We start from the raw sequence: 23,320 nt of genomic DNA, 5'->3' as shown, positions 1-23,320 counted from the left end.
CTCCTAAGCGAAGTAGACATAAGAATTAGTAACCGCATTCGCACCAGCCGCAATCGCGTCACCAGCAGCCTCATGAGCCAACGCGGAACACATTGCAAGGTCAATCTTTTGCGGCTGAGAAGCCTTACCCAACAGGTACGTTTGATTAGGCCTTGGGCGTTCAACAGCGTTACGAACATGCGCCTGCGTCTGCTCACAACCGTCATGAGTGAACCCCGAGTCAGGAGACACAACATCAGTCTTCAAGCGCTCCAATGCCGCATGCATCTGAGTGGGCCGATACGTTGCCCACTGAAAAACCTTCTTCTCCCAGCGACCTGCCCAAGCATCAACCTCGGACTGCCAATAAGGCGGGTCACAATACATGCGGATCACGTCATAACGGGCGAACAGTTCCTCAACCGCCGCGTTCACTTCCGAACGCGGAACACGCCCACCATGAGCGGCAGGATTCCAGATAGTCAGCCGACCGCCAGCAAACGTTGGCGTGAACTGGTAGCCGTCAAGCGTTTCCGCACGAATGCCCGTCCAGTCATCAACATCAGAACCGTCAAAGCCAAGACAAATACGCGCACCATCAGGCACGGTCTGCTTCTCGGCTTTGACTTCCCACCGGCCAATGTCCAACCATTTACCGTCACCGGCAACAATGCGGTTACCAAAGAACCGTTCAGCCTCAGCAGGAGACTTCTCTAACAGCTCCGCAGCTTCAGCCTCAATCGCATCAATATTCACCCACGGGGCACCCGCGTAATTGTGCTTAAAGATCTTGCGGCGATCCACCTTGAGCGAAAACTGCCACTTATTCGGCGGGGTGCGGAAGTCTTTGTAAATGTCCTTAGACTGAGACTCAAACGTCTGCTGAGCCACACTGTCTTCTGAAGGGTCCCATGCATTAGTGGTCTCAATCGAACGACCACCCATACCAGCCAAACCACGACGCTGAGTAGACGCAACCTTCTTCATTCGGGCATCAACCCAAATGCCAGTCTCATCCTGCACAACAAACGTGACACGCTGACCAAGCCGTGAAGTGGCCTTAGACGTGACAACATCAATCCGACCACCACCAGGCAGGCGAATGAATTCCTCACCCGTCCTAGGGATCACGGACGCAAGCGGACCAGCATCAATCATCGGCCTCAGCGCGTCATAAGTGTTCTCAACCTGATCTTCAGTAGTAGCAGTCAACTGAATAAGCGGAGTCGGCCACTGAGTGCCCTTAGGCTCACCCGGCTCATACTCACGAACCCACCCACAACCACAACCATGCTCATCACACGCATACACTTCGCCCGGTTCAGCAAACCCATCAAACACGACAGGGCCAACACCCTCAGCGCAAATGAACGCCGCAATCAGGGGCGACTTCCCCCACTTCTGCGCCCGGATGAGCGTGGACCTACGATGCACGAACGCCGTAGCAAGATCACCAACCATCGCGGAATCCTTCACCGCATAATGATTCGCAACAAACACAAGCTGCTCGTCCTGCAGCATGAACGGGTCACCCTTAGAGAACCCATCCGGCACAACACAATGAGCCTCAATCCAGTCAGCAACCAAGAACCCGAGAGTAAGCTCAGGAATCATTGCCCACCGCCTTCAAACGATCACGCGCAGAAGACTTAGCGACCGGCTTCCTCCGCTCCGAAACCTCGTCGTGGGCAATAAGCCAACCGTTCTCCTTCAAGCCAGCCGGAGTCATCCCAATCTGATCCGCCAACCGATGCAACTGACCAATAAGTGTGGGTGCCGCATCCGGTGCTTCGGTGCGCACGAACAGGCGCGCGTACATACCGACCAGGGGCCAACGCCATTCCTCAACAGCCCACGCCGCAGCCTGGGGTGTTTTCCACAGTCGCGCCCACGTTTCCAGTTCTCGTTCAGACGCAAGCGGTAGAGGGAACTCGGGTGCGTCACCGTCGAACCCGCCTGACGGCAAATTCACATACGTCATCCCGGACGAACGAATACTGTTCGGGTCTTTCGACGGACCGCTACGGTTCCGTGCACCACCTGAAGCCACATGAATCACTCCTGACAACGGCATTGCGCCGACACCGGAAAAGCCAAGGAACATTGCGAACCGAGGGCATTGAAAGTAGTTGAAAATGAAGATGTTTGAACCCGCCGCTGACAATATTTGCCTCTTCGGCGATCTTTTCGAGCAAGTTGACCTGGGGTATGCCCCCGCCTCGATGTGCTCAGTGTTTGCGCGGGTTGCGCGGTGATCCCCCGTCGAAAATGTTTCGTGTGGGACGGTTCGCACCGGTTATTGTTGGAGGAATCCGCCTGGTTGGTTGCGTGCGGTTTCTTTTGAGTGGCAGTCGTGGCACAGGCCGCGACCGTTCTCGGGGTCGTTTGGGTCCATTCCGAGTAGCACCAACTGCTTGCGGTCGATGGGGTAATGGTCTGCGTCTGTGGCCACGGCTATGTCACATAGGACGCAGATGGGGTCGCGTTGTAGGACTAGGGTACGGAACGCCTTGTGCCCTGCCGTGTTGTATCCCTTGTCCCTGGTGGTATATCGCTGTGCCTCACGCTTCTTTGTGTGGGCTTCGCATTGCTTGGCTTGTGTTAGCTCAGGGCACCGCGCAACATTGCATACGCGCCAAGTCATGATGCTCGATCAAGATCGTTGTGAGTGAAGTACTTATTGCGCGCTTCGATCACTGCGTCATTGGCTTCATTGATATCATTGAAGTATCCAACATGTATGCGCTTTCCATTGTGCTTAATGCGAGCACACCACTTGCGTGCATGCTTGTGCCACGTCACGCCTTGATATCCGCTGGTGTTGTTACCTTGCAGTGCGCTCACGTTCTCCAGGTTCTGCTTCCGCGTGGTGATGCGCAGGTGCTCCACGTTGACGCACTCCTTGTTCCAGCACATGTGGTCAATGTCCATGCCTTTCGGTATCTCTCCGTGCGCGGCGGAGTATGCCCACCGATGCGCGAATACCGGGCGCGTGCCGTCCCAAAAGTACCCGTATCCTTCGCTGTTCGTGCATGCAACCCAGCGGTGGCATCCGTCTGCGTCCATGCGAACCTTGGCGTTAAACCGTTCTTCGATTGTCTTGCGTGCCATGCGTGGCTCCTATGTCGGTAGGAATAGATAGTCCCCACCGCGATAGCAGCTAACTATCCGTGGGGTCTCGGTTCCGACAAACCGAGCAGATCAGTTGTTTACGGTCGGAAGTGTTTGGGTGTGGTCTTTGCGTCCGCACCATGCGCATGTGCCGTTGGTGTATGCGTGTGCACCGTTCATGCAGTAGAGGGCGTTGTCTCCTGCGTACTGCTCGACTTGACTGTGCACATCACTCATCGCCTTTGGTTTGTGGAACTCAGCCCCACCCAGATGAAGGAGGTATCTGGATGGGGCGAGCCTTCCATTCCGCGCACGCTCCGATGGGTGCCGCGATCAATGGAAGTGTTGGGGCCGCAGTTGGGTTACTGCGAGGGGTTGCGTAGGTTGCGTTTGATTGTTGCCCTGTCGCGTTTGTTCTGCTGTTTCTGGTAACTGTTTCCGCAGCAGTGGCATCGTTGTTTATCGTCGCGGCCTTTGGGGTCGAGACGCATTTGGTCGGTATCCCAGTCGTAGCGCAGGTGTTTGCGTGTTGTGCGGCTCATTGTTCGCATCCTTCGCATTTGGTGATGCGGCCCACATCGTGCACACCTCCATCAGATAGTGCGACGGCGAGGAAAGAATAGGAATCGGCCCCGCATTGTGTGCATTCGCCGATTGTGATGCTGCCGGGTGATAGTTCGAAGCGGGCGGTTTTATCCATCAGCATCATCGCCTAGGTCGACTTGCCCGTTGGTTAAGTACACCATGCCGTCTTCGGTTTGGCGCGTGTCTACTTTTGCCTCGAAGTAGGTCATGATGAGTTGGAAAGTCTCGTCTTTGTCGAACCCGCCGTCGAGCAGTTGTTGGCGGAACGCTATGAGTTCTGCTGACTCGGAAAACATGTTCCACCGCCTTAATATGTTTAACCCCGTCGTGGCCGCTCGAATTGTTTCGCAGCGAGTCTCGCGACGGGAAGAATGTGTGGTGGCGGCGAAGGGGCTGTGCTTGCCACTGTTCTCATCGCTCTTATCTGGCACCTGGCCACCCATAAGACTCCAGCCCGCATCGTAAAGTGTGGCCACACCTGTTGCTACGACCGGGCTGAATGGTGTGACCTCCCCGAGATTCGAACTCGGACTGTACGCATTTTGAGTGCGTTGCCTCTGCCTGTTGGGCTAGAAGGTCTGTGCCGGTTTTGTTGAGGTCCGGCAACTCGGTAACCACTCACCCGTCAGGTAGCGAATCTGCCCGGTGCCGTGGTTGGTCTTTTGGGGTTACAGGACGCTGTTGATCTTAGCGAAGGCTTCTTTTACTTTGCTCAGGTCAACTTCCGGTCTCAGGTTGACCGTGATGGTTCCTGTTTCGTCATCCGCGCCTTCTTCTTTGCGCTCGAATACTTCGTCCTGCAGTGAGTCGGTATCTTCTGCTTCAGCGATTAGCGCCTTGAGGAAGGTGTTGCTCATTGACGCCACTTCGGTGGGGGTGAAGTGTGCGGACTCTAGTTCGTCGCGGAACTTGATGAGTGCTTGTGTGATTTCGTACATGGGTTCTCCTTCGTGGCATAGAAAAAGGCCCGATTCGCCTGAACCGGACCTTGACACTTTTTCCACTATGACAAACAGTACATGATAGTTGGCCGTTTGTCAACTCTTGTAGTGATTTATTTTCAGCATAGTCTGTTGAGTACGTCCCATACCCGGTAGATGTTGCTGTTGCCTTCTTTGCGGATGGGTTCTAATCGTTTGCCTTCCTTGCGTGTTTTATCGTTCCTGTGGGCGACTGTGATTTTTTGCGGGGTTATGTCGTGTCCGAAGAATGTTTTAATGATTTCGGCTACGTCTGATGCGGTTCCTTCTGTGTCGAGCATGTGTGCTGCGTTGTATGCTCTTAGGTCGGCTACACGGTGGGTTTCGCCGTCTTCTAGGGTGACTTCGGTTTGTCCGTCGCGTATGTAGACGTTTCCGCCGCCGTAGAACCCGATGTATTTTTTCCCTGCTCTCGGAAGATAGGGATTCTCCAACTGCTTCGTGAGCACGGTGATTTCGTCGAGGAAGTCTTGCGCTGTTTCGTGATTAGCTAGGAACTCGGCCCGCTCGCCAGAACCTAACCATTCGAGGCGTGAGTGTTCGTCGAGGTCGTATGTGGCGACTACCTCTAACCCGTCTCTCACCAAACTGCACCAGTCGGCCAACCAGTCTGCGAGTTCCCGTTTCGCGCTTATTAGCCCCACTGGCAGCGGTAATGGTGCTTCAATGGATGAACCCCCACCGCCGCCGTTTTGTGGCTTTGGTGAGGGTTTCTCGGTTGCTATGAGTAGTGCGTCTTGGGTTCTCCGGCACGCTTGCGTTATGTGATGGGGTTGGATCATCTAATACCTAGCTCTCGTTCGAGGTCTCGGATGTGTTGTTCGCGTTCGTCCATTTCTCTTTTGCGTGCGCGTGGGTCTGTGGAGTCTACTGCGGTCGTGAAGAAATTGATGGCGATCATGACCGGCCAGACTGTGAGGACGCCCAGGGTTTTGAGCATTACGTCTTCGCGTATCCATCCCTCTATGCTGTGCGTTCCCTTCATCGACGGAAATCTGCTCTCATTCTTCAGCCTCGCCTTTTCCCAGCGTCGGGGTAGTAGCTTCCAGGCTGAGTATGCGCCGATGGTGAAGTATCCGGTTATGGCTGTTGCGATTATTAGCCCGATCATTCGACTTCTTCCCAGTCGCTTATGGTCCGTTCGACGATTAGCCAGTCTTTGCCCATTTCTTTTGCTTGGTTGATTGCGTCGGTGAGTGTTCGTGATGGGATTACGTAGTTGTTTGGGTTGCGTGCGATCCCGTATTCGATGCGTGCGGTCATTAGGCAACTCCTGCTAGTAATGCGAAGGCGAGTGTTGCGAATGCGATTATTGCGTCCACCTGCCAGACTAGGGGTCGGTCTTTGAGTTCCCTTTTGGTTGCCCATATTCCTGTGGCGTGTACTAGTGGCAGGCCGATTGCTCCGACTGCTAGAACGATTAGTGCGCTTTCCCAGTTCATTGCTGCTCCTTCTTGCGCTGGAACTCTGGTTCGTCGCCAGTCTTGAATTCTGGCTTGAACACTTTTGGTCCGCCATATCCGTTTTCTTTAGCGATTTCCCACTTGACGTTTGATATACGGTTGCGCTGCTCGCCCGTCTGCTTCCGGAGTGGTGCGATTATCAGTGCCACGCTTTTATGCGGCGAGATGATCCACCAGTCCATGACGGCCAGGCTTGCCGCGAAGTTCGCTTTGATGCCGGAGTCTTTGGTCTTTCGGAAACGCCACTCACGGGCTAGAACGCCGAGCAGCCGCCCCCCGAAGTAGAAGATACCGAGGACGATTAGTGCGGCGATGAGCAGTAGCGGGAGGGCCGCCACGCCGATCCAGAATGATCCCCAGTTCATCAGTCCTCCTCGACTACGCGGATGCCGATTGGTCCTCGGTATCGGTTTGGTGTTCTGGTTCCTAGGAATTTGTTTTCTTCCCAAGTGGTTTCGATGTCTGCTTCGATGGCGGCGATTTTTGCTTCTCGTCCGGCTCGTTCTGTTAGTGCTTGGATGAGGTCTTGTAGTTCGCCGAGGGTGTTTGTTTGGGTTGTGTAGATGGCTTCTTTTCTCATTCCCCTGTTCCTTCTTTTTCGATGCGTGCGGTCATCCTGTTCCTTCTTTCTCGGCCCGGTTGGCTTCTGCCTCGGTTTTGTCTGCGAGTTTTTTGAGTTCGACAACGTAGAGTGCACCGGCGCGAATAACTGCAATATCAATGAGTTGTAACGCGTCTTCAAAGTCGGCGTCTATGGCTTGTTTGATGGTGTCGTCGGCGCAGGCGCAGTAGGCGTGCCATACGTCGTAGATTCGTTTGATGCCGTCGTAGAGTCGGTCGCGTTGTGTTTCGATTTGTGCGGCACGATCACTAAGCGCGGTCATGCTTCATCAACCTCTGCTCTTGAGTTCCAGCCGGCACCGAGCATTCCTAGACCGACTCCCATACCGCCGAAAAATTTGGAAAGGTTGTTGTCGAAGTTGAAAAGGATGATTAGTCCAGCGACCACTATCAGCCAGCAGATCATTACGGCCACGAATCGTCCCCTCATGTGTCCTCCCGGTATGGGTTCTCTGTCAGGTATGCCTGTTTTCTGGCGTGGTCGTTATCAGCCACTTCGTTGAGCGTCCACTCAACGGCTTCATCCCACACCTCGGCGCGGACTCTGCGCAGCATTTCCCCGAACCGCCGGTCTGCTTCTGTAATGTCGTGGAGCCCGATGCTTTCGAGTTGGCTTTTGACGAGGGTCAGGTAGATGCCTCGGATGCGGCCAACACTGGTGAATTCTTTCTCAGTCATTCATCCTCCTTGCCCGGCGTGATGTTGAGTTCGATGAGCGATTCGACTCCGGTTGCGTAGCGTTGTATGTCTCGGAGTGTAGGGTTGCTGTCGTAGCGTTCGAATTCGTGGACGAATTTTTCTGAGACCCCCATTCGTTCGGCCAGCTCTGCTTCGGATAGTCCGAGCCGGTTGCGTTGGTATCTGAGCGCGGATCGGAGGTGCAGGCCTTGTAGTGCGTTGGCTTTTGCGCGTTCCCTGATGCGGCTGTTCATGTGTCCTCCTTGCCGTTTTCGGGCACTAAAAAACCGCCCGTAGGCGGTTGAATTGTTGGCTGCGGTTGCCTTCTTCGTTTAACCCACATGTAGGCGTGGAGTGGCCAGATTATGAGTGCGCGTTCTATCTTGTTGATGTTGCGGTCTTTCAGGGGTCGTGTGTTGTGTCGGTGCAGGTTGAACCAGAAACGCATTATTGGGGGCATTCGGGTTCCCATTCCCATGCTCCTGTGATGCGTGTCATGCTGCGTTTTGCTTCGGCGGCTGAGTGTGTCTCCACGGTCAGCCCGAACTCGTCAATGATTGCCTGTGCGGCTGCTGGTGCGGTTCGCCCGAGGATGATGGACGTCAGTCTTTCCCGCAGGTCGGCCTGGTCAGTCATGGTTGATCGCCCCTTCGATTACACGAACCGTCGGGCACGGGTACTCGAGGTGGTATACGTGCCAGTTACCGTGATGGATGACAGTGCACTCCCCGCACTCTCCGTTCTGGTCCGGCCGGTGCACTCCGAGCACCGCCTCAATGGCTGTCAGGGCGCGGGGAAAGTTGGCGCGGCTGTCCCGGTCAGAGAACGGGACTCCCGAAGCTTGGATTGCTCGTCGTTCCTCGATCCACGCCTTCACGGTGTCAGTCATTAGTGTCCTCCTTGCATTCTGGGCAGAAATCGTCTCGGTGCCTTCCCACTCCGGTCGCCCACCCGTAGTATCGGGCTGTTATTCTGCATTCTCTTGCTGTGTGGTTGAACCCGGAGTCGAATATCTCTCCGCACCCGTCACAGGTGAGTGTCCACGATCTATCCGCACTCATTGCCGCTCCTTCTGTCATCGTGTGGGCCTATTATGCGTCTGATTTCCGCGATTTCGTATGCGAGTGCGAGTAGTGCTTGTGCTTCTGGGCCGCCTTGTGCTCCGTGTATGGCGTAGGGGTTGTTGGGTAGGTGTGGTGGGTAGTTCATTTTTCAACTTGTCTCGGGTCGGGGGTGCGTGTTTAGACGCTCCGGCCTGTGGAGATTTTGGCAATGGGCAGGCCTTCTTTGGTTTTGATTGTCCATCCGTGTTCGTTCGCCGCCACCACGTATGGTTGCTGGTCGAGTCGGTGCGCCCATTCGCGGAGGATGGTTGCGATTCTTGTCTTCAGCGTCATGCTGTTCTCCTTCGGTGCCGGGCGGGTGTTCACGAAAAACTGAACACCCGCCAAATGTGCGCACGCATACGGTGGGCGTATACGTGCGCGTTTTTCATAACAACGTGTGCCCGGTTTTATGACTTCAGAAGGGTGCTTCTGCCTGCCCGTTGGATGCTGCCCACGGATCAGACTGAGGCTGCGTCGGCTGATGCTCAGCATTAAAACCAGCAGGAGCAGGGAAACTACCACCGCCGCTGTTCCGCCTCGGCACGATCCCAACCTCCCTCGCGTTCAGCTCCAACGACTGCCCCTTACCGCTGCCATCCTTCTTCTCAAACTCACGAATACGCTCCTCGCCGGTCACGATGACACGCATACCCTTGCTGAGGTGTTCGGCCAAATGTTCGCCCTTCTTGTCCCACACGGTCACCTTCCGCCATGTGGTGCCGTCATCCTGCCATTCCCCCGACTGATCCTTACGGCGATGGTTCTGAGCCAATGAGAAGCCGAGGACGGGCTTACCTGCGGGGGTGAATCGAAGCTCGGGATCGTTGATGGTTCCGATAACGGTGACGTTACTCAAAATGCTTTCTCCTCCTGTTTCGTTGCATGAAAATAGCCCTCACCATTTTTGGTGCGGGCCGGGGTGTTGCGGGGTGGCGTGGGTCAGTAGCCTTCTGATGCTTCCCCGAGTGGGCGGAAAACGAATCGGCGCTCACGGGGGACGTTGTTTTTGTCAAACACGTCAGCGGAGAGCACGTAGTTGCCTGCGCGCCCTTCTTCGAGGTAGAGGCTCCCCCGGCTGACGCTGGTTTCTTTGACTCCTGCAATTGCCCAGATCATTCCGAACAGTGCTTCTCGGTCGCGTCTGTCGAGTCGTGGTTCAAGTTCTGGCATTACCTTCTCCTTACCTGTATGTGCGGGTGTGTGTGGCGTCTTGGAGTTTCTTGGTGCTCCTGATCCAGTGGCCGCAGTTGTCGCACTGGTATGCGGCGTACCTTTGCACGTGGGTGTATGCGTCGCCCTTTCGGTTTGTTGACACGTCGGGGTTTCCGCAGTTCGGGCAGCCCCAGATTTCCCCGTTGTGCATTGAGAGGTGCGGGTGATTCTTAATGAAGGGTCGAAGCCGGTCGTAGACGGCTTCGGTCGCGCGAATATCTCCCTCGTTGTACCGGGCGATCTTGCGTTGCGCCTTCTCGTCGCCGTTTACTGCGGCTTGGGCGACGTCGGCACTGTACTTGTCGGTTTTTGCCGATACGCCGAGCCGCTTAGCGAGTGCGTCGAGCGTGTTGGATTCGAAGTTCAGTTCCGAGCGTGCAACTTTCAGTGTGTCCACGACGGCCCACGGTGATGGTTGAACCCACCCGTATTCGGCCCATCCTGATCGGACGTGCTTCACATCGAAGGCTGCGGCATTGTGTCCGATGATGAGCGCGGCGGAATCGAACCATTCCCACATGGTGCGCATGAACTGTTCGTGTCCGCCTTCCTGCCATTCTGCGGCGAACATGACTTTGCTTTGTCCGTACCATCGTCCGGCTGCGCAGATGGTTCGCGGCCAGGACACCACATCGTCGGCGTGGATGCGTCTGCCGATTGTGTGTTTCCATCCGCCCAGGTCCCAGAATTCGCCTTCGATGGTGAGTCCGCGATGTTTGATTTTCGCGTGTCCGGGGATGCGTTCTATGTCGAAGGTCAGTACGTTCACTGATTGGATTGTTTTCTTTGTGATTCGTGGTTTAACGGTTAGCGTCATTGTGTGCCTCTCTGGGCGATGAAAATAACCCGGACGAGAGTATGTCCGGGTTTGGTGTGTTAGGCGCCTCTAGGCACCATTCTGTGCGTTTCAGAGGTTCCTGCGCCTCCATCCGCGTACTGCCATTTCGGAAATGCGGTAACCCAACTCGTTTGAGAGTGCTTCTGCGAGGTCTACGTGTGTGTACATGTCGGGTCGTGTCAGGTAACCCAACGCGTCTTCTCGGTCGGCGGGTGTGCACTGGTCGAGGTAGGTTTCGATGATGTTGTTGCGTTTTTTGGGTTCGGTAACTGTCAGTGACATATCAGTTGTCCTTCACGGTGGGGTGTTTGTGTTGGCTGCGGCAGTCGTCGCAGCGTCGGTATGGGAGCGCTGTCCCGGTTGCGCGTCCGAGTGATGATGCCCAACCGTTTGCGGTGTCTCCTCGGAAGTCGATTGCGTTGACGGCCCATTGTGTTTCCCCAGTTGCGGTCCTGAAGCACACCGAACATTGGGTGGTTGCGCCGGGGTGGCTGCGGTGATGGTTGGGCCATGTTGCGATCACACCGACCGTCTTGCCGGGTTTCGTTGGGAGTGGTTTACCTGGGTCCGCCCATTCGAGTGTGGTGGTCAGTGACATATCGATCTCATTTCATGTGTGGGGCTGCGAGTCCAACCCAGGTCGCAATGTTGAGGATCAGGAGTGGGGTGATGAGTAGTGAAACCCAGAGCCGTTTGTGTGCGTAGAGCATGATTTCTCGGCCGAGTAGGAGGAACAGTCCTATTGCGGTGCAGAACAGCCCGGATAGGGTGAATGCTGTCCAGTCCATTAGTGTCCCTTGTGTTCGGTTTCGGTCAGTGACATATCAGTTGTCCTTAACTGTTCGGTATGGGTTGTCTGGAACCTCGGGATTAAACAAGTAGTCAAGGGAACTTTCATAATTACTCCAAGCCATGAACCCTTCATCCCATGCGTCGGCTAGGCGCGTGCGGAGGAATGCGCGTGTTGCGCATCTGTTTCATCGTCGTATCCGTAGTATTCGTCGTGCGCAACGCACCACACGATGTAGTCTTCGTCAATATCGTCAGGATTAAACATCAGTTGTCCTTCACGTTGGGTGGGGTGATGCCTGCTGCGTCGAGTGCTTCGGCCCATGCTCTTACCGCAGCCTCGTCCTCTAGGTATTCGCCTTCGTGTTCTTTGTTGATCGCCCACAGGAGCTGTTCAAGCTTCTCCGCATTGGTCGGTTCAGGGTCGGGGATGATTTCGCCGCCTGCTTTGGTGAATCCTCGCAGCCACGCCTGGGCAGCTATTTTTCCCCAGCCCGTTCTAATCTCTTCTAGTTCGCTTTCGGTGATGGTGGGTTTGCCCGGAACAGGAACCCAACCGTTGTGGGCCATGTTTGCATCGGAGTGGTAATCTTCCAGACTCTCCCATGGCTCTTCCAAATGCGGGTTGACCCTCATTGCGATTCGTCCGTCTTCGTGTTCTGCGAATTTAGCTTGTTCGAAGTCTTCGCTCGTGTATTTCATTTGTTCTCCTTGGGCGCGGTAACGCCGTGATCGTTGAGGTACTTTTGCAGGCTCAGCGTGGCATCGGCTGCGTCGTTGAAGTAGTGATCGAGCAGTTCCTTGAGCCGTTCCGTGTTGGTTGGTTCCGGGTCAGGGATGACGGAAGCGTCGAGCACGGCCAGCGCGGTGCAGAAACCCCATCGGAACCCCCATGGTTCATCTTTCAAATAGCGGGCTTTGACGCTTTCGGTGATGGCGGGTTTCGTGGGCACGGGAACCCAACCAGCGTTAGCCATTTCCTCGTCACTGAGAACGAAATTATTGTTTTCCCATTCATAATCGCTTTCCGGTGCGCACCTAGCAATTACCCGCCCGTCTGGGTGTTCTGCGAATCGTGCGTTTGCGAAATCAGCAGCAGTGTACTTAGTCATCGTTGTTCTCCTTCAGCTCGAATCCCCGAACTTCCGCAGCTCGGCGAACAGAAAGGGCAAGGGTTCCCTCCTGAAGTTCGTTCAGCATCTTCAGCGCCCAGTTGGGGTCGTCCAGGTCGTATCCGCCGCCGATCAGATTGATTGATGACCGCACCACACCTGGCGGCACCGAGTTCCTGGTGAATGTCCAGCCCGTGAGGTCAACGACCGTGTACACGTCTGTGCCCTTAGGCTTAAATGCCGCCTGCCGTGAGGCGATGATGTACCTGGGGTTCCGTGCGGCCACGTTCCACCAGCGTTTGGTGTCGTGTGGCGTGAATCGAATCTTTGATCCCACGGCTACTGTTTCGAAATCTTCTGCTGTCAGTTTGCTCATTTCGTGTTCTCCTTCACTCGTCGGTCGTATTCTCGGATCAACTCATCATTGGATGGGTTGATGATGCCTTGCTCTTTGAACTCACGAACTATCCGCGTGTACCCCATCACCATTTGTTTGTAGTTGGCTGGTCGGGGTACTGCATTGGTTGGTCCAGCTTCTAACCCGTGCGAATCAGAACGCCTGTTGAAGCGACTCTTGGCCGCATGCAACACGTCCCCAGCTTTCATGCGGCGTTGCTGTGGCTGACTGTGGTAGTCAACGATCCCCGCCTCGTAGTCCTCGTTCGTGAGATGCGGTGACCGTGCCATTGCCATTGCGAGCGCTTGAATCTCGAACTCGTCGGATTCACGCTGCTCGTAGGCAACGATGATTCTCATTGCCCGATTTGCTTGGGCGAGGAATCTTGGGTCCAAATGTCACCACCAATCTGCCGATTGATGTGCTCGAACAACTGGTTGCTGTTCTGGATGCGTTGCTGATCGAATGTGACCCCCGACTGAGACTGTTGTGGTCTTCGCATTTGGGCTTGCATGGTTTCGAACTTGTCTCGGAACTTTGAGAAGGATCGAATGTTGGTTCGCCAGAACTCGTTGCTCAATGCCCAGTCCATGACTTCACGAATCACAGGCGGTGGGTATTCGTCGCGGGTGAACAACAGTCGTGCAGCATCCCGGTTCGCTTTCGTATCCGCTGGCCGTTTGAACCCGTTCTGCTTCACCCGGTCGTTGAAGTAGTCGAGTGCTTGGGCGGCCTCTGGGTGAGCGTCAGCGAAACCTGAGGATGTATTTATATCTGTCTCTGTCTCTGTCTCTGTCTCTGTCTCTGCTACGTTTTCGCTAAGGCCTTTGCTAGACGTTTGCTTAAGCGTTTGCTGTAGCGGTTGCTTAGCGTTTGCTTTAGCGGTCGCCATTTTCGCCAGTCCTCCCTTCCGTCCAGCCTCCCGCCGCTGCTGCTGTCTTTCCTTGATCTGATCCGACGTTTCCTGCATATCCGCATACCCGTGAATCGTGATCGTCCCGTCACCGTTCCGAGAAATTGAGGGCTTGTCCGAGTCGTTCGACGCAAGTTCATCAAGCGCCGAATCTTCGAACCGAGATGCAAACCTCTTCGGAATCTGTCCGTCAGTCCCGTACTTGCGGCTATAAACGATCATTTCCAAATGCGCCACGATTGCCTCAGCGGACAGTGCCATGATCTTCGGATGATCGAAGTAATCCAACGCAAGCCGAGCGAACAACTGCCCCTTCAGCTTCGCCACTCATTCCACCTTTCGTCCGGGGCGGAACTCGTTGAGGATCACAACACCAATCACGATCACGCCCACACCAATCACCCCGCGCACTGGCGTCTCAGTCATCATCGGGCCAAGAATCTGCCAACCACCGATGCAAACCAGAACACCAATCATTGATGCAATAAACCTCACGAATCCCCCTTTGGCGCTTTGATTCCGTCTGCGTCAAGACTGTCTGCGAGATAACCAATGTTCATTTCCTCGACCCGGAAGTTGAGCCAATTGAACTTCTTGAACTTCTCTTCCAAAATCGTTTCGAGCCGGTCAGCATTTGATGGCGTCGGCTCCGGGTCCTTAAGCACTGGTATTCTGAAATGGCTCAGCGCGTAAATGAATCCTGCGACGCGGGCTGGACTGCCGAGGAAATTGAGAATCTCGTTGTACTTGGTTTTGGTAATCCCCAGCGCATTGGATTCGGATCGATCATTCAGCTCGGCCCGTAGTTTCTTGATTTCTGCTTCGTACTGCCACACTCGATTCCTGTGTCCGTGCGCCTGTGCGTCGAAGTTGGCCTGCAGGTTCCTCTGCTTCTGCTCAAGCTTCCGGATTTTCGCCTCAGCGTGCTCGATTTCTTTGTACTTGCTCATTCGATTTTCCTTACTTTCACGCGCACACCAGCCTGATGCCCGTCTTGTCCTTCTATGTCGTGTGTCCAGTGTTTTTCTGCCCGCCACCGGACGATTCGTGCGTCGTTGCGGAGTACACCTGATTGTTCGAGTGCATCACCGGCGCATCTCTGTAACTTGTCAAGATCAAGCCCGGTTGCCGCGTTGTCGAGTCGTGGTTTCTTCGGGCGCGGCAGAAAGAAAGTCGCATGCACCTCGACGGGCTCATCCAATGCTTCCCACCCGCCGAACCATGTGCCCGCCCACTGCTCGAACACACTCGTCATGTGTTTACGCCACGCCACCATGCCCTTACCGTGAACCATGCGACCATTACCCACATGACGAAGGCTTCCTTGTGCCTTCGGGTCACCAGGGACAAAGACGTTAAGAAACCACTCACTCACGTGTCCTCCTGAACGGGTTGACGGGTGCGACGAAGACTCCTGGACAGTCGGCAATACCGGTCGCGTAGCCCACGTCCCACCCGTCTGCCATTTCTTCAGCCAGCCATGTGCAGAATCCGTTGTGGGCTTCTTTTTCGGTTATGCCTTCTGGCCTGCTGTTGATCCACAGTTCACGGATATGCCACCGCGTGGGCGTGTAATCGCTCATGTGTCCTCCACCGCTCGGACGATTATTGCCGCCCAGTCAATAAACTCTTGCTGGCATTTCTCGCCAATAGCGTCCCACTTCTGCCGTGTGTAGAAAGGCTTGCGGCGTTCAGTCCTTTGCTCAAGCACGCGATGCATCTCTTTCGCACCAATCATGATCTTGTCTTCAGTCCTCAACGTCTGCTCCTTCAGGGCATGTAAAGCACTTTGAGATTGTTGATTCCATGTCGCCGATGCCTTCATCGTTCATTGCGGTTAGCTTGAAAACATAGAGTGAGTCACAACCGCAGTCGGGGCATCTTTCGATTTCCGGTTCGCCGTCGATAATGATGTGGTGATCACTCATTCACGCACCGCCAATGCACGAGCAGCAGACATGGCTTCCGGGAGGGTGCTGAACCATTTGCCGATGTAGTTGTCGCGGCCCATCGAGGCAAAGCCCCCTTGTGGGCATCTATGCAGCGGATAGACAACGGGCACTGGGTGGTCGTGGCAGTTGTGGAGTCCCGGGCACTCGTCCCTGTGCTGGTCGCGTATCTTCTGAAGCTCTTCTCTATCCATTTCCGGCAAACTCTCCCCACAGCTCTTCTCGCGCCAGCCTGATAGCGTCAGCGGCATCCTCCAGCGACTCGAAATTGCCAACCTGAATCTTCTTGTTCCCTAAGACCAGGCGAGCCTCATAGCGACCATTTGGCCTCATAGTTACTCCGCGAACGCCCGTCGATGAGCGGCGGTTGGGTCCGCTCTGACTCCGCTGGTTCTGGCTAGGTGTTGCCAGCCGCAAGTGATCCGGTCGAACGCATGATCTGTTCCAGCACATGTGGTCCACCACCATCCCCGGCGGGATCGGGCCGCTGTTCCACTCGAACGAGAGGCGATGGACTAGCGTCGCCTTTCCGTTAACCCGCATCTGCCCATACCCGTCTCCCCAGGACGATCCGCCCCATTCCCAGCAGCCCTCTGACTTACTGACCTGCGACCAGAATCGGGCCTCATGCATCTCCTGGCTTGAGCGGAGGGCCATGTGTCCTGGGTTCACGCATCCTGAGTTAAAGCACAGATGGCCGAGTCGTTCGCCCTTCGGAAGTGGACCGTTGGCGACTTCGTATGCGTACTTGCTCGCGGCACGGTTCCTGCCTTTGATGCGGACGCGGCCACAGCCAGATGAATCGGTGGCCGCGTTCCATGTCCAACAGTCGTTCGGACCGAGGATCGTGACCTTTGATCCGAACTCGGTTGCGAGGATTTCGTCAACTGAGGTCATCGCGCGCCCATTTCTTTGCGGATGCAACGAAGTCAGCCAAACGTCCTGGGTTGAATCCTGCCCAGTGTGATTCGGCACCGGATGGGTAGCGAACAAACACGACCGGCGCGGCACGATAACCGAGGTCTTTAGCAGCAGCCAAAGCGAGTTCGTCTTCTTCGAGGCTGATTTCCTGGTATCGAGTGTTGTGGTTGTTCAGGTACTTTTTCGTGGCCTCACACTGGAAGCAGTTGCTCTTTGTATACAAAGTTAGTACTGGTTTTGATTCACACATTGTCATTCTTCTCCTTCGAAAATGTACGAGTAATCAAGTCGGCTGAATACGCCAATAAGGTCGGGGTGGTTGCAGTCTGCACAAAATACGCGTTCCGATTCGGCCCATAAACCCATATTGATTCCGCAACGGAAACACGACACGTATTTGTCAGCATCGACTACCTCCATTCGTATTGCCATTCCCGCCGTTCGTTGTTCACCGTCTGTGGCGTGCAACCGATACGGCGTGCTGCTTCAACACCCGTGAGGCGAAGGTCGAGTGCAATGGACATGTCGTGTTCGTCCCATTGTTTGCGCGGTTTCACTTCGGGTTTCGTGCGGCCTGCTTGTGCCGCGTTAATGAATTCCCGCAACTCATTCACGCTGTCCCTCCTTTCGGGTGTTCGCATTGCCGACAGCATGGTTGTTTCGTGTCGCGTGCAAGCAGTCGGCACACAAGCTCCGTACCCAAACAATGCGGGCAGCGACGCGATTTCGTGTCCGTGGTGTCTTTCTTCTTCGCCACGTTGATACCTTTCTGGCACCAAAAAAGGCACCCACAAAACATTGGGGTGCCTGCTTGTTAGAAACTGTTAGACGGTTACGGGTTGTTCGACTTCCATTCCCGGTGAACTTCGTCGAGCAGTTCGCGTTCATCCGAGGCCGCAATGAAACCGTCCGGTAGTTGCCCCAACCATTCCACCAACAAAGTGATGTTCATGTCATAGGCACTTGCCCCGCCATAACATCCAACTCGATAGTTTGCGTGGAATTTGTAGCCGTCCCAGGACACGTTCAATTCTTCATAGGACGGCCCGCATGTTTCGCAGTCGGTCGGCTCGAACGCACTGTCGATAGTCCATTCAACTGTCCTGTAAAGACTCATGATCCAGCCTCCTTCAGCCGGACCAAATATGTTTGGTCTGCTCCGTCTTCCGTTGCCTGCTGCCAGATCGCGTTCTTCTCGCCACCCGTAGACGCAGAAGCCATGAGTGCCAGGAAATCCTGCGACGGGGTGTAAGGGGCAAGTGGTTTGACAGTGTGCAGTTTCTTCTTCCCGCGCGTGGCTGTGAGTGACACTTTCAAATCAGCGTCAATGTCGCTCATGTGGGAGATTTCAATTCCTCCCACTTCGTCCTTTCCGAACCGGATTTTAGGGTTGCGGAACAGGGTGAGGCGTTTCCCCGCATAAGCGTTCGCGTCCTTGCCCCACGCCGTCACCATCACACGCCGCATACTCTTACTCGGCTTGTATGGTCGGCCAGGTGTTTCAACAGTGTTCACGTTCACCGGCTGCTCAGCATTCCCCTGCGTAACCTCGGTGATCGTGACAGTCATAGGGCCGGTGAGCAGGTCATCCGCATTGAGCTGGTCAGACCTCGGCTGAATCGTACTCGTCATATCCATTTAGTTATCCTTATCTGCGACAGTCGGCCCTGGAATATCTTCGGGATGCTTGTCGAGCCACTTGAGAACCGAGCGCCTATCGCGTTGCGTATCATCGTCCGGGTAGTAGTGGCTCCCCCTTCCGGGAACGTGGAGGTTAATTTCGTCTGCCAGGTCTTCGTACTTACTTGCTCTACTCATTGCTAGAACTCCATTTCGTCTTCTTCGAACGGGTCGAAGAACTCGGTGTGTGGTCGGTTGTTTGCGCGGCCTGTGGTGTAGTAGGTGTGGAGCATGCCGCGAATCTGTGCCTCTGCGTTGGTTACCGCTGTGTCGATGGTTTCGAATGCTTCCGGGTTCGGGTAGACACGCTTCACATAGAGGTCCATACCGGGGCAGAAGCTGACGAAATCAATCCAACTGCGCCCGGTAACGAACAAACCAACCTGTAGCTGCCAGTCGTAAACGGTCGGCTGAATATCAGCCAGGACTGTGCGTAGGTGTTCCTTCGGGCCAGGTGACTTGATTTCAAGTAACCCATCGCGCTCGACCAACCCGTCAGGCGAAAACCCGAGTGCGTACCGTTCCGTATCGAGCCTGATGAATCCGACTTCTTCAACGGGTGCGTAATGTTCCGCGTACAAGTCCCGAGCAAACGGCTCCAACATTGTCCCCCGCTGCATTGGCCGGGTCGGGTGCGTGTACTCGGGAACACCAATAATGCGTTCCGTAGCCAACTGCCGAACAAACCCGCGCGACGTATCGTTGTCGGCTGGTTTACCTGATGCGGTGACAAGGTTACGCATCGTGGACGCGGTAACGATGCCGCACCGGGCTTGCAACCATTCGTCGGTGCCTTGTTCTAGTTCGTTGAAAAACGTTCGCTTCATCGCAACCTCTCGTACTCATTTACAATGTTGGTCACTGCGCACTTAGCTGCCCAGTCATCCTCGGCCGCATCAATTGCCGCACGCATCCGATCCCGGAACGTCGGCACCATAGCCTCACGGAACGACTCAACGAACCCCGACATTGCATTGGGGCGATAGTTCTTGGAAACCCGGTCGGGTCGGGAGCGGGTCACGTAACTAGTGCCCACAGCCAGGGCAACTATCACTGATTCGACCTCACTCCTGGGGATATAGATTGCGGCATCATTTCCCTTGTGAGCTATCAGTGCGATTTCCGGGTCTGCGTGACCACCAACCATGACTGTCCGGTCTTCGTATAGCGGGTCTGGGTACTCGTGGTGGTAGAACAGGCGTTCGCCTTTCTCCTTCATTCCTCTTCCTTCTCCTTCTTGAATGCAACATGTGGCACCCCGTTAATCCAGATGGGCGGCAGCATTGTGTAATCGTGTTTGCGTCCCAGCCGTTCGAGCATGCGCACGACTTTGAGTTTGTGTCTAATTGGTTTGGGTGTCGCTGCGATCTTGATCGCCTCCCCGCCTGCGCTCGCCCGCGATCTGTGCGGCATCTACTTCTTCATCAGACGGCCAGTAGTTCATATCAGGTTCACTTCATGGCACCAGCATGTACAGTTTTGGTCGTCGTGGTGTGGGTTGTCGTTTTCGTCCCATTCGATACAACCGTCATCCATGGGTTCTCCTTATGTGTGTGATGTGGCTCGTAAGTGGGGTTAACGGGTTAGATGATCCCAGTTATTCGAGGATTAGCCACTAAAACCAGACCGAAGCATAAGCGGCAGTGCAGATAATGAAACCGCCAACACCCCACACAATGGCGCGGCATGCGTACATGATTGCGAGTTCAAGCCTCATGAGTGCGCCTCCTGGTAATCGCGCTCGGCCTGCATGTAGTCCTCGTACTGCTGCGAGTAGTCGATGCGTGGCGCGAAAACGTAATCTGATGGGTACAGCCGGAGCAGTCCGAGTCCTGCGCGGCGAACGTGCCCGTCATTGCTGAGGATCGGCTTCGGGTCTAGTTGCGTTTTCAATCACTTCCTTTAGCCGGGAGATTTCTTCCAGATTGAAGAACATTGCAAACGACACATCCCCCCGCGCAACCGCAAAATACACACCCTCAGTATCGGGATAAGTAACAGCATTAAACGTTGCATTAGTCATCGTCGCCTCCCGGTGCCTTCACGCCAGCCTCGTCGAGCTTGCTCGCCAGGTGTTCGCGGTATCCGCCTGTGCTGTCTCCGATTGCATCCAGAACGGCTTTCAGCTTCTCCGCGTTCGTCGGCTCAGGGTCCGGTCGGTCCAAGAGGAACCAGTCGCAGGGGTCATCCTCGGGTCGAGCTGGCGTAGCCTCTGCTGTGTACTCGGCGATCCGGCCGCTCGGGGAAGCAAACCGCACCCGGTCGCCCTTGCGGATGTCTGCCGGGTCGATGGGCTCACCAGGGTTACGGAGCCAACCCTCAGCGTCTATGGCGTTGACGATCCCGTCGGCCATTCGGTGTGCCCAACCCTCGTCCGCGATCTTCTTGATCAGTTCCTGCTTGTTCATCACTGCCTCCATGCTGTTTCGCCGTCCCCGTATTCGTCGCTGTAACGGTGTTTGTCTAACTCGATTTCGCGTTCTTCCATGCGTTCCGTGTAATGCTGTAGATCAGTGAGCAGATCGAGCGCGTCTTCGAAATCAAGTGGTGTGACTGTACTGTCTGTGACGACTTTGAGAATGTTGTCTGTCCAGTCGTGTTCTATAGTCAGCATCCGTTGTCTCCTTCGAAGTGTTGGCATAGTGGGCAGCGAACGTATTCTGGTGTTGCGTACGCGTCTTTCCGCTGGACGCTGGTTGTCAAGCACGCCCCGCATTCATAAGTGGCAGCAACACCATCGTCAGGGTCACGCGTAAGTGGTTTAACTTTCAACAAGATCATGGTTGGTCCTTGTGTTGTGATTGCCGGTGGTCGTCGCGTGCCTGCTCATAATCGCCAAAACCGACCAAAGCGAGCGTTCCGGCGATTACAACCGCCACGAGAGTAACCGTCAAAAACACGTTCTGTCGTTGTGCCCTATTCATCGAACAATCCTTTGCGTCGAAGAATCGCAATTGCATCACCAGACACTTCGTAACCGCGCACAGGAATCCATGCAGCAGCCCGTTCCAATTCAGCGACCGTTGCTGTCCCGTGGTCGCGCATACGTTGCATATCGCACTCGCGAAGAAAAGCAGGAGGCATGTTCATTTCCGCCCCCTCGTGAGCCTTGCAGTAACGTCAGCATCAAACCAGTACGTGTCACGCGAAAACCGTTCCGGGTACATAGCCGGAATCACAGACGCAACACGCACATCCAAATCAGACCAAACCGCCGACGTAGTAAACAACGCCGCCTCACGAACCTCCAAAGGCGTCGCAACCGTAGTCCGCGCCACCACATACTCGGGATTCGCGGTCATGACAGTTTCCTATGCAGTGCGGCCAGAAAATCATCAGCATCACGGACAGGCCGTTCTTCATGCTCACTGATATGCCAACCGCCAGACCCATTATTCATGCGGTCGTCCCAGTCATAATCAAAGCCATTTGCAGTCATTGCTCTTCACTCCCTCGTGAAATCCGTGAAGCCGTTCAGCCCCACCTTGTAACCCAATTAGTCATATACCCGTGCTCTTCACGAATATCCGTCTCCATGCGTGCCATTGCTTCCTGCGCGGTAGGATCACCACCACCCTTACGACCGTTCAAACCCTCAGTCCGAACAACCACATCCAGGCCATTAAACGCATCCTCAACAGACACACCGGCACCCACCAGTTGCTTCAACCGGTTATGCACCTTCGCCCGATTCGTATTCGGCGAATTCGCCATGATCCGCTTAACCGCATCCTTAATCGTCATTACAATTCGTCTCCCGTAAGTAGGTATTAGAAAGCCCCGGCCCACGCTGCCAACGTGAACCGGGGCTTGTTTGGGTGGTGCAGTCTTAGTGAGTGGTGCGTTCCAGGTTGCGAACCGCGTCGCGGGCGGTCGTGTCCGTGGTCATGCCGAGAATGCGGAGGGACTCATAGAAGTCGAACTCTTCGCTCATCGCATCCATGCGACGAGCCAACCGGATACTCAACTTCCGCGCCTTAGAGTTCGAAATCTCGATACCGTTATCGAAGCAGAACCGGATGATCCTGTTCTGGAACCCTGAGGCCGTCCCTCCCGTGTGCGAAACTCGGCTGAGGTCTGTAACTGTTGCGGGACTCATCTCGCACCCGCCAACCATGCGGTCAAATCCATCTCGTCAATGAGGTACTTGCCGCCCTTGACTCTCTGAACCGACTTCATTTCGCCCCGATACACGGCCTTCCTGATCGTGTCCGGGTGGTACTTGGTGCGCTCTGCTGCTTCCTTCACCGTGAACTTGATAGTCACCTTGTTCGGGTTGACCCCGATCAGTCGTTCCGGGTCCATGCCGAGCATTCGGGAGATTGTGCCGATGTACTCGGGACGGAACCGGGACTTCCCGTTGAGGAGTCGCGTTGCTTGCGAGTAGGAAACGTTGAGTCGTTCTGCGATGTTCTTTGCGGTGTAGCCCTCGGCGTTGAGAGCCTTTCGGATGTTCTTGGCTACTGTGCCTGTCGTGGTGTTCATGGCTACTAAGCTACCCCACGGAACACGGCTTATGCTGGTGAGCATAGAATTGCATCAGTGTGATTTGGCTGGTTACCATGCGGTATGTGGGTGTTCATGCAGGTCAGGCACGGACCATGCTCAGGAAAATAATTTGTAACTTTCTTGCATAGTTGGGCGTGGCGTGCAATGCTGGACCCATGAACGCCCAAGTATCCCCAGAAGCAAACGCCATCGCGCGCCTCATCAAAGCGCAAATGGTGATAAAAGGCGTGACCCAAACCAAACTCGCGTCAATCCTCGGCATAAGCCAATCCCACCTATCCCGACAGCTGCGCGGACAGGCACCCCTCGACCTGGACCAAATCTTCGTCGCCTGCCATCACCTCGGCATCGACCCGCAAGAAGTACTAGTGCGCGGCATCCGAATGGCACAGGGTTCCGACGAAGACCACTTCAGCATCATGGACGCGGTGAGTGAGTAATGGCGTGGGTTAGACAACTAGCGAACGGTGAATACCG

The 23,320-nt window shown here is 55.1% G+C and carries 45 protein-coding genes and 1 tRNA gene; 1 reads left to right on the top strand and 45 read right to left on the bottom strand.

The genetic code is table 11. From position 1 onward, the window contains the following. Nucleotides 1-3: 3 nt before the first annotated feature. From HK401_RS01165 to HK401_RS00945, 45 genes are all read right to left on the bottom strand, one after another. A complete protein-coding gene (locus HK401_RS01165; RefSeq protein WP_181272823.1) occupies nucleotides 4-1,593 on the bottom strand; it encodes a hypothetical protein in 1,590 nt (529 codons plus the stop codon). After that, nucleotides 1,583-2,083 carry a hypothetical protein gene (locus HK401_RS01160; RefSeq protein WP_219921636.1) on the bottom strand — a complete coding sequence of 167 codons (501 nt, stop codon included), beginning with the start codon at nucleotides 2,081-2,083 and terminating at the stop codon, nucleotides 1,583-1,585. Before HK401_RS01160 ends, HK401_RS01165 begins: the two co-directional genes overlap by 11 nt. Before the next feature lie 536 nt (nucleotides 2,084-2,619). Continuing rightward, on the bottom strand, nucleotides 2,620-3,090 hold the full coding sequence (locus HK401_RS01155; RefSeq protein WP_181272822.1) for an HNH endonuclease signature motif containing protein: 471 nt from the start codon (nucleotides 3,088-3,090) through the stop codon (nucleotides 2,620-2,622). Nucleotides 3,091-3,452: 362 nt separating this feature from the next. After that, a complete protein-coding gene (locus HK401_RS01150) occupies nucleotides 3,453-3,632 on the bottom strand; it encodes a hypothetical protein (protein ID WP_181272821.1) in 180 nt (59 codons plus the stop codon). Between the two features lie 150 nt (nucleotides 3,633-3,782). Then, entirely contained in the window at nucleotides 3,783-4,151 is a 369-nt protein-coding gene (locus HK401_RS01145) for a hypothetical protein (RefSeq protein WP_181272820.1), read from the bottom strand. 29 nt (nucleotides 4,152-4,180) lie between these two features. After that, nucleotides 4,181-4,254, bottom strand: a tRNA-Leu gene (locus tag HK401_RS01140). Between the two features lie 89 nt (nucleotides 4,255-4,343). Next, entirely contained in the window at nucleotides 4,344-4,613 is a 270-nt protein-coding gene (locus tag HK401_RS01135) for a hypothetical protein (protein WP_181272819.1), read from the bottom strand. Between the two features lie 122 nt (nucleotides 4,614-4,735). Next, nucleotides 4,736-5,437 carry a hypothetical protein gene (locus HK401_RS01130; RefSeq protein WP_181272818.1) on the bottom strand — a complete coding sequence of 234 codons (702 nt, stop codon included), beginning with the start codon at nucleotides 5,435-5,437 and terminating at the stop codon, nucleotides 4,736-4,738. Then, on the bottom strand, nucleotides 5,434-5,766 hold the full coding sequence (locus HK401_RS01125) for a hypothetical protein (protein WP_181272817.1): 333 nt from the start codon (nucleotides 5,764-5,766) through the stop codon (nucleotides 5,434-5,436). Before HK401_RS01125 ends, HK401_RS01130 begins: the two co-directional genes overlap by 4 nt. Continuing rightward, nucleotides 5,763-5,918: a hypothetical protein gene (locus tag HK401_RS01120; protein WP_181272816.1), complete on the bottom strand. Its 156-nt coding sequence runs from the start codon at nucleotides 5,916-5,918 to the stop codon at nucleotides 5,763-5,765. The genes HK401_RS01125 and HK401_RS01120 overlap by 4 nt, the downstream gene beginning before the upstream one ends. Before the next feature lie 175 nt (nucleotides 5,919-6,093). Then, entirely contained in the window at nucleotides 6,094-6,483 is a 390-nt protein-coding gene (locus tag HK401_RS01115; RefSeq protein ID WP_181272815.1) for a hypothetical protein, read from the bottom strand. Further along, nucleotides 6,483-6,698, bottom strand: a complete 216-nt coding sequence (locus HK401_RS01110) for a hypothetical protein (protein ID WP_181272814.1) — start codon at nucleotides 6,696-6,698, stop codon at nucleotides 6,483-6,485. Before HK401_RS01110 ends, HK401_RS01115 begins: the two co-directional genes overlap by 1 nt. Nucleotides 6,699-6,729: 31 nt before the next feature. Continuing rightward, nucleotides 6,730-7,002, bottom strand: a complete 273-nt coding sequence (locus HK401_RS01105) for a hypothetical protein (RefSeq protein WP_181272813.1) — start codon at nucleotides 7,000-7,002, stop codon at nucleotides 6,730-6,732. Further along, complete coding sequence (locus HK401_RS01100; RefSeq protein ID WP_181272812.1) at nucleotides 6,999-7,169, bottom strand: hypothetical protein; 171 nt, start codon at nucleotides 7,167-7,169, stop codon at nucleotides 6,999-7,001. The genes HK401_RS01105 and HK401_RS01100 overlap by 4 nt, the downstream gene beginning before the upstream one ends. After that, on the bottom strand, nucleotides 7,166-7,417 hold the full coding sequence (locus HK401_RS01095; RefSeq protein WP_181272811.1) for a hypothetical protein: 252 nt from the start codon (nucleotides 7,415-7,417) through the stop codon (nucleotides 7,166-7,168). Before HK401_RS01095 ends, HK401_RS01100 begins: the two co-directional genes overlap by 4 nt. Then, nucleotides 7,414-7,671, bottom strand: coding sequence for a helix-turn-helix domain-containing protein (locus HK401_RS01090; RefSeq protein ID WP_181272810.1), 258 nt, complete (start codon nucleotides 7,669-7,671; stop codon nucleotides 7,414-7,416). Before HK401_RS01090 ends, HK401_RS01095 begins: the two co-directional genes overlap by 4 nt. Nucleotides 7,672-8,045: 374 nt before the next feature. Beyond that, entirely contained in the window at nucleotides 8,046-8,306 is a 261-nt protein-coding gene (locus HK401_RS01085; protein ID WP_181272809.1) for a hypothetical protein, read from the bottom strand. 352 nt (nucleotides 8,307-8,658) lie between these two features. Further along, nucleotides 8,659-8,814, bottom strand: coding sequence for a hypothetical protein (locus HK401_RS01080; RefSeq protein ID WP_181272808.1), 156 nt, complete (start codon nucleotides 8,812-8,814; stop codon nucleotides 8,659-8,661). A 124-nt stretch (nucleotides 8,815-8,938) separates the two neighbouring features. Next, nucleotides 8,939-9,379, bottom strand: coding sequence for a single-stranded DNA-binding protein (locus HK401_RS01075; protein WP_219921635.1), 441 nt, complete (start codon nucleotides 9,377-9,379; stop codon nucleotides 8,939-8,941). 83 nt (nucleotides 9,380-9,462) lie between these two features. Beyond that, nucleotides 9,463-9,693 carry a hypothetical protein gene (locus HK401_RS01070; protein ID WP_181272807.1) on the bottom strand — a complete coding sequence of 77 codons (231 nt, stop codon included), beginning with the start codon at nucleotides 9,691-9,693 and terminating at the stop codon, nucleotides 9,463-9,465. Nucleotides 9,694-9,703: 10 nt separating this feature from the next. Then, nucleotides 9,704-10,504, bottom strand: coding sequence for a ribonuclease H-like domain-containing protein (locus HK401_RS01065; protein ID WP_181272806.1), 801 nt, complete (start codon nucleotides 10,502-10,504; stop codon nucleotides 9,704-9,706). Between the two features lie 138 nt (nucleotides 10,505-10,642). Continuing rightward, nucleotides 10,643-10,855 (bottom strand): hypothetical protein, encoded by a 213-nt coding sequence (locus tag HK401_RS01060; protein ID WP_181272805.1) that lies wholly within the window; start codon nucleotides 10,853-10,855, stop codon nucleotides 10,643-10,645. 774 nt (nucleotides 10,856-11,629) lie between these two features. Then, complete coding sequence (locus HK401_RS01055) at nucleotides 11,630-12,064, bottom strand: hypothetical protein (protein WP_181272804.1); 435 nt, start codon at nucleotides 12,062-12,064, stop codon at nucleotides 11,630-11,632. Continuing rightward, on the bottom strand, nucleotides 12,061-12,474 hold the full coding sequence (locus HK401_RS01050; RefSeq protein ID WP_181272803.1) for a hypothetical protein: 414 nt from the start codon (nucleotides 12,472-12,474) through the stop codon (nucleotides 12,061-12,063). Before HK401_RS01050 ends, HK401_RS01055 begins: the two co-directional genes overlap by 4 nt. Further along, nucleotides 12,467-12,850, bottom strand: coding sequence for a hypothetical protein (locus tag HK401_RS01045; RefSeq protein ID WP_181272802.1), 384 nt, complete (start codon nucleotides 12,848-12,850; stop codon nucleotides 12,467-12,469). Before HK401_RS01045 ends, HK401_RS01050 begins: the two co-directional genes overlap by 8 nt. Next, nucleotides 12,847-13,230: a hypothetical protein gene (locus HK401_RS01040; RefSeq protein ID WP_181272801.1), complete on the bottom strand. Its 384-nt coding sequence runs from the start codon at nucleotides 13,228-13,230 to the stop codon at nucleotides 12,847-12,849. Before HK401_RS01040 ends, HK401_RS01045 begins: the two co-directional genes overlap by 4 nt. Beyond that, nucleotides 13,227-14,111 carry a phage replication protein O gene (locus tag HK401_RS01035; RefSeq protein WP_181272800.1) on the bottom strand — a complete coding sequence of 295 codons (885 nt, stop codon included), beginning with the start codon at nucleotides 14,109-14,111 and terminating at the stop codon, nucleotides 13,227-13,229. The genes HK401_RS01040 and HK401_RS01035 overlap by 4 nt, the downstream gene beginning before the upstream one ends. Then, nucleotides 14,112-14,279 (bottom strand): hypothetical protein, encoded by a 168-nt coding sequence (locus HK401_RS01030; RefSeq protein WP_181272799.1) that lies wholly within the window; start codon nucleotides 14,277-14,279, stop codon nucleotides 14,112-14,114. Next, the gene (locus HK401_RS01025) at nucleotides 14,276-14,734 is read right to left on the bottom strand and encodes a hypothetical protein (protein WP_181272798.1); all 459 of its coding nucleotides are present in this window, start codon (nucleotides 14,732-14,734) and stop codon (nucleotides 14,276-14,278) included. The genes HK401_RS01030 and HK401_RS01025 overlap by 4 nt, the downstream gene beginning before the upstream one ends. After that, nucleotides 14,731-15,159 (bottom strand): RusA family crossover junction endodeoxyribonuclease, encoded by a 429-nt coding sequence (locus HK401_RS01020; protein ID WP_181272797.1) that lies wholly within the window; start codon nucleotides 15,157-15,159, stop codon nucleotides 14,731-14,733. Before HK401_RS01020 ends, HK401_RS01025 begins: the two co-directional genes overlap by 4 nt. Continuing rightward, nucleotides 15,152-15,367 (bottom strand): hypothetical protein, encoded by a 216-nt coding sequence (locus tag HK401_RS01015; RefSeq protein ID WP_181272796.1) that lies wholly within the window; start codon nucleotides 15,365-15,367, stop codon nucleotides 15,152-15,154. Before HK401_RS01015 ends, HK401_RS01020 begins: the two co-directional genes overlap by 8 nt. Next, nucleotides 15,364-15,609, bottom strand: coding sequence for a hypothetical protein (locus tag HK401_RS01010; RefSeq protein WP_181272795.1), 246 nt, complete (start codon nucleotides 15,607-15,609; stop codon nucleotides 15,364-15,366). The genes HK401_RS01015 and HK401_RS01010 overlap by 4 nt, the downstream gene beginning before the upstream one ends. 310 nt (nucleotides 15,610-15,919) lie before the next feature. Continuing rightward, a complete protein-coding gene (locus HK401_RS21125) occupies nucleotides 15,920-16,276 on the bottom strand; it encodes an HNH endonuclease (RefSeq protein ID WP_373563636.1) in 357 nt (118 codons plus the stop codon). A 340-nt stretch (nucleotides 16,277-16,616) separates the two neighbouring features. Next, nucleotides 16,617-16,910 (bottom strand): glutaredoxin domain-containing protein, encoded by a 294-nt coding sequence (locus HK401_RS01000; RefSeq protein WP_258233900.1) that lies wholly within the window; start codon nucleotides 16,908-16,910, stop codon nucleotides 16,617-16,619. A 154-nt stretch (nucleotides 16,911-17,064) separates the two neighbouring features. Further along, nucleotides 17,065-17,268, bottom strand: a complete 204-nt coding sequence (locus tag HK401_RS00995; RefSeq protein WP_181272793.1) for a hypothetical protein — start codon at nucleotides 17,266-17,268, stop codon at nucleotides 17,065-17,067. A gap of 218 nt (nucleotides 17,269-17,486) precedes the next feature. Further along, nucleotides 17,487-17,771 carry a hypothetical protein gene (locus tag HK401_RS00990; RefSeq protein ID WP_181272792.1) on the bottom strand — a complete coding sequence of 95 codons (285 nt, stop codon included), beginning with the start codon at nucleotides 17,769-17,771 and terminating at the stop codon, nucleotides 17,487-17,489. Further along, nucleotides 17,768-18,292, bottom strand: a complete 525-nt coding sequence (locus tag HK401_RS00985; protein ID WP_181272791.1) for a hypothetical protein — start codon at nucleotides 18,290-18,292, stop codon at nucleotides 17,768-17,770. The genes HK401_RS00990 and HK401_RS00985 overlap by 4 nt, the downstream gene beginning before the upstream one ends. 182 nt (nucleotides 18,293-18,474) lie before the next feature. After that, the gene (locus HK401_RS00980) at nucleotides 18,475-19,161 is read right to left on the bottom strand and encodes a lambda exonuclease family protein (RefSeq protein ID WP_181272790.1); all 687 of its coding nucleotides are present in this window, start codon (nucleotides 19,159-19,161) and stop codon (nucleotides 18,475-18,477) included. Next, a complete protein-coding gene (locus HK401_RS00975) occupies nucleotides 19,158-19,553 on the bottom strand; it encodes a hypothetical protein (protein WP_181272789.1) in 396 nt (131 codons plus the stop codon). Before HK401_RS00975 ends, HK401_RS00980 begins: the two co-directional genes overlap by 4 nt. 633 nt (nucleotides 19,554-20,186) lie before the next feature. Further along, entirely contained in the window at nucleotides 20,187-20,357 is a 171-nt protein-coding gene (locus HK401_RS00970; protein WP_181272788.1) for a hypothetical protein, read from the bottom strand. Further along, nucleotides 20,350-20,742: a hypothetical protein gene (locus HK401_RS00965; protein WP_181272787.1), complete on the bottom strand. Its 393-nt coding sequence runs from the start codon at nucleotides 20,740-20,742 to the stop codon at nucleotides 20,350-20,352. The genes HK401_RS00970 and HK401_RS00965 overlap by 8 nt, the downstream gene beginning before the upstream one ends. Continuing rightward, nucleotides 20,742-20,948 (bottom strand): hypothetical protein, encoded by a 207-nt coding sequence (locus tag HK401_RS00960; protein WP_181272786.1) that lies wholly within the window; start codon nucleotides 20,946-20,948, stop codon nucleotides 20,742-20,744. The genes HK401_RS00965 and HK401_RS00960 overlap by 1 nt, the downstream gene beginning before the upstream one ends. A gap of 684 nt (nucleotides 20,949-21,632) precedes the next feature. Further along, nucleotides 21,633-21,773 (bottom strand): hypothetical protein, encoded by a 141-nt coding sequence (locus HK401_RS00955; protein ID WP_181272785.1) that lies wholly within the window; start codon nucleotides 21,771-21,773, stop codon nucleotides 21,633-21,635. A gap of 35 nt (nucleotides 21,774-21,808) precedes the next feature. Continuing rightward, a complete protein-coding gene (locus tag HK401_RS00950; protein WP_181272784.1) occupies nucleotides 21,809-22,078 on the bottom strand; it encodes a hypothetical protein in 270 nt (89 codons plus the stop codon). A gap of 351 nt (nucleotides 22,079-22,429) precedes the next feature. Continuing rightward, nucleotides 22,430-22,819, bottom strand: a complete 390-nt coding sequence (locus HK401_RS00945; protein WP_181272783.1) for a helix-turn-helix domain-containing protein — start codon at nucleotides 22,817-22,819, stop codon at nucleotides 22,430-22,432. Nucleotides 22,820-22,998: 179 nt separating this feature from the next. Between HK401_RS00945 and HK401_RS00940 the strand changes: the two genes are divergently transcribed. After that, a complete protein-coding gene (locus HK401_RS00940; RefSeq protein WP_181272782.1) occupies nucleotides 22,999-23,283 on the top strand; it encodes a helix-turn-helix domain-containing protein in 285 nt (94 codons plus the stop codon). The last annotated feature ends 37 nt before the right edge of the window (nucleotides 23,284-23,320 follow it).

Origin of the sequence: Brevibacterium oceani (genome assembly GCF_013623835.1) — a bacterium.
GTDB lineage: Bacteria > Actinomycetota > Actinomycetes > Actinomycetales > Brevibacteriaceae > Brevibacterium > Brevibacterium oceani.
Note: the sequence above shows the minus strand (reverse complement) of the source record. Positions and strands in the feature narration are given on the sequence as shown.